Origin of the sequence: Streptomyces sp. YS-3 (assembly GCF_045257485.1) — a bacterium.
Classification (GTDB): domain Bacteria; phylum Actinomycetota; class Actinomycetes; order Streptomycetales; family Streptomycetaceae; genus Streptomyces.
Map to the genome: position 1 here is coordinate 1 of NZ_JBJHPC010000318.1, position 8,410 is coordinate 8,410.

Below are 8,410 nucleotides of genomic sequence, written 5' to 3' on the forward strand. Positions count from 1 at the left end.
GTCCGCAGACAAAGCACGCACACCGCACCCGCCCCCCGCCCCAGAGGCGAAGCCGCACTACCCCTCGGGGAGTTCCCAGAGCAGCAGTTCCGCCCGGGTGCGGGCGATCACGTCGAGGGCGGGCTCGTTCGTGGCCCGGGCCGAGTCGCCGGGGCCGAGCCGCTCGCCCGCGAGATCGACCTCGCCCCGCACCACGTGCACGTACACCCCCGGCGCGTCCGGCACCGCCGTGCGCTCGCCGGGCGCGAGACGGCGTACGTGCAGCATCGCCCCGGCCGCCAGGACCGCGTACGGCGTGGAGTCGGCTATCCCCCGGACGATCTCGTACGCGGGGGCGCCGCCGGGCTCCCTGGGGGCCAGCCACATCTGGACGAAGACCAGCGGGGCCGTGCCGTCGTTGCGCTCCTCGTGGCGCACCCCGCCGGCCGAACTGAGGTGCTGGACGTCCCCCGCCCGTACCACCGTGGCGCGGCCCGTGGAGTCCCGGTGGGTGAGCTCGCCCTCCACCACCCAGGTGACGATCTCGGTATGGCTGTGCGGGTGTTCGTCGAAGCCCGCACCCGGGGCGAGCCGTTCCTCGTTGCAGGCCAGGACCGGACCGAAGCGCAGGTTGTCCGGGTCGTAGAAACGGCCGAAGGACAACGCGTGCAGGGACTCGATGCCGGCCGCCGCGTCACCGCCCCGGTAGCGCTCGTCGGCGCGCCTCACGGAAATCACGGGACCCACGGTAGTCCCGTCGGGCGGGCCCGGAACGCCCCCCGAACCCCCGGCAGGGCATGCACCCGTCCCTATAAGGCAGTCTTGTCCCGTGCCCGAACCCGAATCGCCGCAGCCGCCGAACGCCGCCCATCCGCACACCGCGACCCTCAAGCGCCTTGAGCAGTCCTCCGGCCGGCTCGCCGCGAACGCCATCGCCCGCATGGACGAGACGCTGCCGTGGTACCGGGCGATGCCGCCGGAGAACCGGTCCTGGATCGGACTGGTCGCCCAGGCCGGCATCGCGGCCTTCACCGAGTGGTTCCGGCACCCGGAGACCCCGCAGGCGATCTCCACGGACGTCTTCGGGACCGCTCCGCGCGAACTGACCCGGGCGATCACCCTGCGCCAGACCGTCGAGATGGTGCGCACCACCATCGAGGTCATGGAGACGGCGATCGAGGAGGTGGCGGCGCCCGGCGACGAGTCGATCCTGCGCGAGGCCCTGCTCGTCTACGCGCGCGAGATCGCCTTCGCCACCGCCCAGGTGTACGCCCAGGCCGCCGAGGCACGCGGTGCCTGGGACGCGCGCCTGGAGTCGCTGGTCGTCAACGCGGTGCTCTCCGGCGAGGCCGACGAGGGCGCCGTCTCCCGGGCCGCCGCCCTGGGGTGGAACTCCCCCGAGCATGTGTGCGTGGTGCTCGGCACCGCCCCCGACGGCGACAGCGAGCTGACCGTGGAGGCCATCCGGCGGGCCGCCCGGCACGCCAAGCTCCAGGTCCTCACCGGGGTGCTCGGCGACCGCCTGGTCGTCATCGCGGGCGGCAGCGACAACCCGCTGCACGTCGCCAAGGCCCTGATCGGCCCGTACGCGGCCGGTCCCGTGGTGGCCGGACCGGTCGTCCCGGACCTGCTGGCGGCCACCCGCTCCGCCCAGGCCGCCGCCGCCGGCCTCAAGGCGTGCACCGCCTGGCAGGACGCTCCCCGGCCCGTTCTGGCGGACGATCTCCTCCCGGAGCGCGCGATCGCCTCCGATCCGGCTGCGCGGGAGCAGTTGGTGGAGGAGATCTACAGACCGCTGGAGGAGGCCGGCTCGGCGCTCCTGGAGACCCTGAGCGTCTATCTGGAGCAGGCGAGCAGTCTGGAGGGCGCGGCCCGGATGCTCTTCGTCCACCCCAACACCGTGCGCTACCGGCTACGACGTGTGACGGACGTCACCGGCTGGTCCCCCTCCGATGTGCGTTCCGCCTTCACGCTCAGGATCGCCCTGATCCTGGGGCGTCTGGCCGACGGAGATCCTCAGTCCTAGACTTTTGTCGGACACCCACAATTCCCCCGACGGTTCTTCGTCCCTGTCCCCACGGGCGAGCAGGGCCGTCCACAAGAGAGAGTGTGAGAGTGCTCGTACTCGTCGCTCCCGGCCAAGGCGCTCAGACGCCCGGCTTCCTGACTCCCTGGCTCGACCTCCCCGGCGCCGCCGACCGGCTCGCCGCGTGGTCCGACGCCATCGGGCTCGACCTCGTCCACTACGGCACGAAGGCGGACGCGGACGCCATCCGCGACACCTCCGTGGCCCAGCCCCTGCTGGTCGCCGCGGGTCTGCTCTCCGCCGCGGCACTGGGTGACATCACCCCCGGCGCGGTGGCGGGCCACAGCGTCGGCGAGATCACGGCCACCGCCTACGCGGGCGTGCTCTCCGAGGAGGCCGCGCTCGGCTTCGTCCGCACCCGGGGCCTGGGCATGGCCCGTGCCGCGGCCATCACCGAGACCGGTATGTCCGCGCTGCTCGGCGGTGAGCCCGAGGTCGTCTTCCCGCACCTGGAGAAGCTCGGCCTCACCCCGGCGAACGTGAACGGCGCGGGCCAGGTCGTGGCCGCGGGCACCCTGGAGCAGCTGGCCGCCCTGGAGGCGGACAAGCCCGAGGGCGTGCGCCGGGTCGTGGCACTGAAGGTCGCGGGCGCGTTCCACACGCACCACATGGCTCCCGCGGTCGAGGAGCTGCGCGAGGCCGCGGCCTCGCTCGACGTCTCCGACCCGAGGATCACCTACGTCTCGAACGCCGACGGCGCCACGGTCGCCTCCGGCGCCGAGGTCGTGAGCCGTCTGGTGAACCAGGTTTCGAACCCCGTCCGCTGGGACCTCTGTATGGAGAGGTTCCGCGAACTGGGCGCCACCGCGCTGATCGAGGTGTGCCCCGGCGGCACCCTGACCGGCCTGGCCAAGCGCGCGCTGCCCGGCGTGAAGACCGTCGCCCTGAAGTCCCCGGACGACCTCGAAGCGGCCCGCGCGCTCATCGCCGAGACCGGGACACCTGCCGCTGACGCGGCGGGCGCCGAATAAGGAGCCGTAGCAGCATGTCGAAGATCAAGCCCAGCAGGGGCGCGCCGTTCGCCCGGATCATGGGCGTCGGCGGCTACCGGCCGACCCGGGTGGTCCCCAACGAGGTCATCCTGGAGAAGATCGACTCGTCCGACGAGTGGATCCGCTCCCGCTCCGGCATCTCCACCCGGCACTGGGCCTCCGACGAGGAGACCGTGACGGCGATGTCGGTGGAGGCCGCGGGCAAGGCCATCGCGGACGCCGGTCTCACCCCCGAGCAGATCGGTGGTGTGATCGTCTCCACGGTCTCGCACTTCAAGCAGACCCCGGCCGTCGCCACCGAGATCGCGGACAAGATCGGCGCGGTCAAGCCGGCCGCGTTCGACATCTCCGCGGGCTGCGCGGGCTTCGGCTACGGCCTGACCCTCGCCAAGGGCATGATCGTCGAGGGTTCCGCGGAGTACGTGCTGGTCATCGGCGTCGAGCGGCTCAGCGACCTGACCGACCTGGAGGACCGCGCGACGGCCTTCCTGTTCGGTGACGGCGCGGGCGCGGTCGTCGTCGGCCCCGCGGACGAGCCGGGCATCGCCCGTACCGTCTGGGGCTCCGAGGGCGACAAGTCCGAGACCATCAAGCAGACCGTGCCGTGGACCGAGTACGACTCCGCGGGCAAGTTCCCTGCGATCACGCAGGAGGGCCAGGCGGTGTTCCGCTGGGCCGTGTTCGAGATGGCGAAGGTCGCCCAGCAGGCGCTGGACGCGGCCGGAATCAGCGCGGACGACCTGGACGTCTTCATTCCGCACCAGGCCAATATGCGGATCATCGACTCGATGGTGAAGACTCTCAAACTGCCGGAGCACGTCACGGTCGCCCGTGACGTAGAGACCACCGGCAACACCTCGGCCGCCTCGATCCCGCTCGCTATGGAGCGGCTCCTGGCGACCGGACAGGCGAAGAGCGGTGACACCGCGCTCGTCATCGGCTTCGGGGCGGGTCTCGTCTACGCCGCGACGGTCGTTACCCTCCCCTAGGCACACCGGATCTTCCGGATGCCCGCAAACCCGTAAAAACACCGAAGGAGCGCCACATGGCCGCCACCCAGGAAGAGATCGTCGAGGGTCTCGCCGAGATCGTCAACGAGATCGCCGGTATCCCCGTCGAGGACGTCCAGCTGGACAAGTCCTTCACCGACGACCTGGACGTCGACTCGCTGTCCATGGTCGAGGTCGTCGTCGCCGCCGAAGAGCGCTTCGACGTCAAGATCCCGGACGACGACGTCAAGAACCTCAAGACCGTCGGCGACGCCGCGGACTACATCCTGAAGCACCAGGCCTGAGTCCCCGACTCAGTCCCGGACCCAGTTCCGCGTGACTGCCGCCACCCGGCGGTGGCGCCGCTGATCCCCCTTACACCGTGGAGAAATTTCCTGTGAGCTCGACCAATCGCACCGTGGTCGTCACCGGTATCGGCGCAACCACACCGCTGGGTGGCGACTCCGCCTCGACCTGGGAAGGTCTGCTGGCGGGCCGTTCCGGCGTCCGGCCCCTGGAGGGCGAGCGCTTCGCCGACCTCCCGGTCCGCATCGCCGCCACCGCCGCCGTGGACCCGGGCGAGGTACTGCCCCGCCCGCTCGCCCGCAAGCTGGACCGCTCGGCGCAGTTCGCGCTGATCGCGGCCAAGGAGGCCTGGGCCGACGCGGGCTACACCGCCCCCGCCGGTGACGACGAGTCCATCGCCCCCGAGCGTCTGGGCACGGTCATCGCCTCCGGCATCGGCGGTGTGACCACGCTGCTCGACCAGTACGACGTGCTGAAGGAGAAGGGCGTACGCCGCGTCTCCCCGCACACCGTCCCGATGCTGATGCCGAACTCCCCCTCGGCCAACGTCGGCCTGGAGGTGAACGCCCGCGCGGGCGTCCACACCCCCGTCTCCGCCTGTGCCTCGGGCGCCGAGGCGATCGGCTACGCCGTGGAGATGATCCGCACCGGCCGCGCCGACGTCGTCGTGGCCGGCGGCACCGAGGCGGCCATCCACCCGCTGCCCGTGGCGGCGTTCGCCAACATGATGGCGATGTCCAAGAACAACGAGAACCCCGAGCAGGCCTCGCGCCCGTACGACAAGGCCCGGGACGGCTTCGTCCTCGGCGAGGGCGCCGGTGTCGTCGTCCTGGAGTCGGCCGAGCACGCCGCCAAGCGCGGCGCCCGGGTCTACTGCGAGGTGCTCGGCCAGGGCCTGTCGGCCGACAGCCACCACATCGCGCAGCCCGAGCCGACCGGCCGGGGTGTCGCGGCGGCCCTGCAGAACCTGCTGGACTCCACGGACCTCAAGCCGTCCGAGGTCGTCCACCTCAACGCGCACGCGACGTCCACCCCGCAGGGCGACGTCGCCGAGATCAAGGCGCTGCGCAAGGTCCTCGGCGAGGACATGGACCACATCGCGGTCTCCGCGACCAAGTCCATGACCGGGCACCTGCTCGGCGGCGCCGGCGGCATCGAGACCGTCGCGACGGTCCTGGCGCTGCACCACCGCCTCGCGCCCCCGACCATCAACGTCGACGAGCTCGACGACGAGGTCGAGGCCGACATCGTGCGCGGCGAGCCGCGCCAGCTGCCCTCCGGGTCGATCGCCGCGATCAACAACTCGTTCGGCTTCGGCGGTCACAACGTCGTCCTGGCGTTCCGCTCCGTCTGAGCCGGCGGCGTCCACGACGCCCGCAGGTGACCGGAAGGGCCCCCACCGCTCGGTGGGGGCCCTTTCCGCTGCTCATGGGCGCCGTCGGGGCCCGGAGGGCTCAGACGACCTGGTGCAGCCACCGCACGGGCGCGCCCTCGCCCGCGTACCGGAACGGCTCCAGCTCGTCGTCCCAGGGCTTGCCGAGGAGGCGGGCGATCTCGGCCTCCAGGTCGCTCTCGTCGCGCATCGAGCGGGCCAGCGCCGCCCGCAGCCGGTCCTCGGGGATCAGGATGTCGCCGTGGATGCCGGTGACCGCGTGGAAGATTCCCAGCTCGGGCGTGGCGCTGTAGCGCTCGCCCTCGGCCGTGGCGCACGGCTCCGCCGTGACCTCGAACCGCAGCATCTGCCATCCGCGCAGGGCGGACGCGAGTTTGGACGCCGTGCCGGGCTCGCCCTGCCAGGAGAACTCGGCTCTCCAGGTGCCGGGCGAGGCGGGCTGGCGGATCCAGTCGAGCTGGACGCGCACACCGAGCACCCCCGCCACGGCCCACTCGACGTGCGGGCACAGCGCGCGGGGGGCGGAGTGGATGTACAGAACTCCACGTGTCGTCACCGGGACCTCCAGTGCGGTTCGAGGTTCGCCTTCCCCAGCGGCCTCGCGCCCCTACCGGTCCCGGTCAGGACAGCACCTGACATTCTGCCCCTGGGGTCAACAGTAAACAGCATCGGGAGTTAATCTCCTGAATGGGGACAGTATGTGACGTGATGTAATTTACCGGAGCCGTCTGGCGTGGTTCCTCTGGCTGGACGGGCCAAAGCTACCGCGCGGAGCAGACAGAAAGGTGTCGTACGGTCGGTCCTGGGCCCGGGAAACACGAAGCTTTCACTCGCCAGGACGCCAGGGGCACCCGAGGGAGGGGACCATGGGGATGGACCAGGGGACGCCGCCGACACGCCGGAGCCGCACCGCGCGGGGCCGCACCCCGGCCGCCGCCGCCCTCACCGCGCTGACGCTCGCCGTCACGGCAGGATGCACGAGTTCGGGGTCGCCGGTCGAACACCGCCCTGGCACCGCCCGGAAGCCCTCGCCGACCCCCACCTCCCACTGGAACCCGCGCCCGGCGTCGATCGCCGCCGTGGGCGACTCCATCACCCGGGGCTTCGACGCCTGCATGGTCCTCGCCGACTGCCCCGAGGCGTCCTGGGCGACCGGCAGCGACTCGGGGGTGCGCTCGCTGGCGACCCGGCTGCTCGGCCCCGCCTCCGCCGCCGCCCGCAGCTGGAACTACGCCCGTACCGGCGCCCGGATGTCCGACCTCCCGGCCCAGCTGACCCGGGCCGCGGCCCACCGCCCCGAGCTGGTCACGGTGATGGTCGGCGGCAACGACGCCTGCCGGGACTCGGTCGACGGGATGACGTCGGTGGCGGACTTCCGGTCGGGCTTCGAGCGGTCCCTGCGCCAGTTGCGCGCCGGCCTGCCCAGGACTCAGGTGTACGTGTCGAGCGTGCCGGACCTCAAACGCCTGTGGTCGCAGGGCCGGGGCAACGCGCTGGGCAAGCAGATCTGGAAGCTGGGCATCTGCCAGTCGATGCTGAGCGACGCGGACGACCTGGGACCCGCGGCGGCCGAGCGGCGCGACGCGGTGTACGCGCGGGTGGTGGCGTACAACAAGGCGCTGAAGGACGTGTGCGCGAAGGACCGTTACTGCCGTTACGACGGAGGCGCGGTCTTCGACTACCGCTTCACCGGCGACCAGCTGAGCCACTGGGACTGGTTCCATCCCAGCAAGGACGGGCAGGAGCGGCTGGCGGAGATCGCGTACCGCAATGTGACGGCGGCGCGCCCGCCCGCCTGACGGCCGGATCCCTTCCGTCACTCCGAGTCCCCCTGTTCACAGGAGAGTTCCTTCTCGATACTGGCCGCCCAGGCCTTGAGGGAAGGATGCCCAGTGGTTCGTGGACGGCGTGTACGGGGTGTACGGGGCGTACGGGTGGCACGGCTCGCCCTGCTGGTCGCTTCGATGACGGTGGGCGCGGCGCTCGCGCCGGTCCCGGCGCAGGCGCAGGCGCGGGCATCGACGGGGGCGCCGCCCACCGTGGAGGAACAGCGCCTGGACCAGGCCGTGCCGCGGGAGATACTGCGGCGCTCCGGGTTCGACGACGTGGCCGGGCGGTTCGCGCGGGAGCTCGACGGCGTGCGGTCCTACCGGGAGGCCGAGCGGCTGGTCGCCCGGGAGGGCGCCGGGCTGTGGCGGCGGGCCGTGGACCGGGCGCAGGGGCGCGGTCCGGCGGGCGGCGACCTGAGCCGGGGCGACGACCGGCCGCTGTACTGGGCGCGGCTGGGGATGACGCGCGAGCTGCGGGGCTGGGAGCCCGGGTTCGGGCTGTCCGCGACGCGGCGGGCGGCGCTGCTCGACCGTCTGGAGCGGGGGTCGCGGGGCCAGGACTCGATCACGTACGCCTCGGCCGCCGGCTACAAGAAGATCCTGGTCACCGGCTTCGACCCGTTCACGCTCGACCGGGACATCCGGATCGGCAACCCCTCGGGCGCGACGGCGCTGGCGCTGGACGGCACCTGGGTCAACACGGCCGCCGGGCCCGCCCGGATCGAGACGGCCATGTTCCCCGTCCGCTGGGACGACTTCGCGGCGGGCACGGTCGAGCGGACGCTGCGGCCGGTGCTGCCCCGGGTGGACCTGTTCACCACGGTGAGCCAGGGGCG

At 72.1% G+C, this 8,410-nt stretch carries 8 protein-coding genes and 1 pseudogene; 7 read left to right on the forward strand and 2 right to left on the reverse strand.

Annotated elements, in window-relative coordinates:
* Positions 1 to 57: 57 nt before the first annotated feature.
* Positions 58 to 717 (reverse strand): pirin family protein, encoded by a 660-nt coding sequence (locus ACJA3G_RS23350; RefSeq protein WP_406554988.1) that lies wholly within the window; start codon positions 715 to 717, stop codon positions 58 to 60.
* 91 nt (positions 718 to 808) lie between these two features.
* On the opposite strand from ACJA3G_RS23350, the gene ACJA3G_RS23355 reads away from it, so the two are divergent.
* From ACJA3G_RS23355 to fabF, 5 genes are all read left to right on the forward strand, one after another.
* Positions 809 to 2,005, forward strand: coding sequence for a PucR family transcriptional regulator (locus ACJA3G_RS23355; protein WP_406554989.1), 1,197 nt, complete (start codon positions 809 to 811; stop codon positions 2,003 to 2,005).
* Positions 2,006 to 2,094: 89 nt separating this feature from the next.
* Positions 2,095 to 3,036 carry an ACP S-malonyltransferase gene (locus tag ACJA3G_RS23360; RefSeq protein ID WP_406554990.1) on the forward strand — a complete coding sequence of 314 codons (942 nt, stop codon included), beginning with the start codon at positions 2,095 to 2,097 and terminating at the stop codon, positions 3,034 to 3,036.
* Between the two features lie 14 nt (positions 3,037 to 3,050).
* Positions 3,051 to 4,046 (forward strand): ketoacyl-ACP synthase III, encoded by a 996-nt coding sequence (locus ACJA3G_RS23365; RefSeq protein WP_406554991.1) that lies wholly within the window; start codon positions 3,051 to 3,053, stop codon positions 4,044 to 4,046.
* Positions 4,047 to 4,102: 56 nt separating this feature from the next.
* The gene (locus ACJA3G_RS23370; RefSeq protein ID WP_389887195.1) at positions 4,103 to 4,351 is read left to right on the forward strand and encodes an acyl carrier protein; all 249 of its coding nucleotides are present in this window, start codon (positions 4,103 to 4,105) and stop codon (positions 4,349 to 4,351) included.
* Positions 4,352 to 4,443: 92 nt separating this feature from the next.
* Positions 4,444 to 5,706 (forward strand): beta-ketoacyl-ACP synthase II, encoded by a 1,263-nt coding sequence (gene fabF / locus ACJA3G_RS23375; RefSeq protein ID WP_406554992.1) that lies wholly within the window; start codon positions 4,444 to 4,446, stop codon positions 5,704 to 5,706.
* A 100-nt stretch (positions 5,707 to 5,806) separates the two neighbouring features.
* On the opposite strand, the gene ACJA3G_RS23380 is transcribed toward fabF, so the two are convergent.
* A complete protein-coding gene (locus tag ACJA3G_RS23380) occupies positions 5,807 to 6,301 on the reverse strand; it encodes a DUF3145 domain-containing protein (protein WP_406554993.1) in 495 nt (164 codons plus the stop codon).
* Between the two features lie 316 nt (positions 6,302 to 6,617).
* Here ACJA3G_RS23380 and ACJA3G_RS23385 point away from each other — a divergent pair, with 316 nt between their 5' ends.
* Complete coding sequence (locus tag ACJA3G_RS23385; protein ID WP_406554994.1) at positions 6,618 to 7,544, forward strand: SGNH/GDSL hydrolase family protein; 927 nt, start codon at positions 6,618 to 6,620, stop codon at positions 7,542 to 7,544.
* Positions 7,545 to 7,709: 165 nt separating this feature from the next.
* Positions 7,710 to 8,410 (forward strand): annotated as a pseudogene (locus tag ACJA3G_RS23390) (pyroglutamyl peptidase); the annotation flags it as partial.